This window comes from Vibrio sp. 779(2023) (assembly GCF_033344285.1).
Classification (GTDB): Bacteria; Pseudomonadota; Gammaproteobacteria; order Enterobacterales; family Vibrionaceae; genus Vibrio; species Vibrio alginolyticus.
The window spans coordinates 1-1,667 of sequence record NZ_JAWPOM010000066.1 but is presented as its reverse complement, the minus strand read 5'-3'; the positions used below and the strand labels follow the sequence as shown (position 1 = coordinate 1,667).

Annotated in this window: 1 protein-coding gene; it reads right to left on the bottom strand. The window is 43.3% G+C overall.

What is annotated here, in order from left to right; translation table 11 throughout:
• Nucleotides 1–1,667 (bottom strand): Ig-like domain-containing protein (locus R8O70_RS24890; protein ID WP_318184426.1); only part of this gene is annotated, 1,667 nt, incomplete at both ends.

Below are 1,667 nucleotides of genomic sequence, written 5' to 3'. Positions count from 1 at the left end.
TCACCTTGAATCGTGACACTAGGAACTTCAAACTGGTTTTCGTATCCATCGCCGCCATCAAGAATATCCACCGTTAAAGAGGCATCATCGTTCAAACCTTCAATTGCCTCTAAGGTAATATCCAATGTTACGGAGGTGGTGTCACCGTCTGAATCTGTTGCATTAACTAACAATGGTATATCCAGGATTTGATCTTTTGACAGATCGAAAGAGCGATATAATTCAAAGGAATACTCTATTTCACTACTCGACTCTAAAGGTAATGTGGATAATAGTTTCGATTGAAAAATATTTACTTCCACCCCACCTTCTAAGATATAGCCAGTAATTGTCGTACCGTCATCAGACAGACGGTAAAGCAACTCACTTTCACTACTCACTAATGTGGGCTGGTTTAATTCGCTAAATCGAAGAGAGTCAACATAATCACTCCCGATATCGAGTTGAAGGCTCCCAGTCTTAAAGATTGCCCCACTTTCTAGATTAATCTCCTCCATTGCAACAACAGTCAAGTTGCTCAACGTAGGATCAACACCATCTTTCAACACGAAATCAATTTCATTCTCTACAAGCGGTGTGGAGTCTAGATCTGTCCCTCCAATGGTCAGCGGGAAAGTGACCGTATCACTACTATTGAATTGATCGATAGGATGATCAAGAGTAAGCGAGATTGAAGCTAGTACATCGTTACCCGACTCAATGCCACTCAATGTTAACGTAAATACAGTGACACCATTGGCAAATGCTGTGATTTGCTTTCCACTGGGACTTAACGTGTAGCTAAGCTCATTATCAGAGACTGAGCTTGTAAGCCCTAATGCCTCTAACTTAGTAATGGATGCCCCACCAAAATACAAACTAGTCGGATCAGGGTTATCAGAGCCAGCAATCACATTAACACTGCCTTCGGTGGTTAATAATGCCTCTCCCAGAGGTACTTCTGCTGCGTTTATAGTAGCACTGCCTACATAACCCGCTTGGCCATCTATAATGTCGATAGTTGCGGTTGCTACACCGTAATCTTTTGAATCATCGGCTGCGAGATAATCAAAAACGAGACTTTGCTCAACCGTGTGATCTAAGTTGCGACTGGCATTCAACTGCCAAGAGCCATCTGAAAATACGGTTAATTCACCCTTCTCTAGACTAAAACTTACTGAGCCACCATCAGGGACAGACTGGATCTCTCCTCCGGCTCTGACATATCGAATGTACAAGTCACCATCAATATCAATGTCATTCTCCAGTACATTGCCAGAAATGACTTGGCCTTCGGTTACACTATATGACTCATTTGCGATCACTGGGTCGGCATCACTGATGACGATTTCTAGGGGGGCCACAACCGTCTCTTGTGTACCGTCAGCATCACTTTGAGTGCTTTCAACCAATACGTTAGTCACCAGCTCATCTTGACCTACACCATGATCAATCGCTTCATAAAAAGTAATTTGAACCGTACCATCATCATTGACTTCTGCAGAGAAAACTAATCGGTCGTCAGTCGATGTTCCTTGTAAGCTCAACCCATCTTCTGCAACAACAACATTAATAGATTGACCAACCGATGTAAGCGCGCTCAAACTTGGTTGCTCTGCATGCAGTGCTGGCACACCATTTTCTATGTTGATGGCTGCCGAGCTGCTTTGCTCACCAAAAAATCCAAC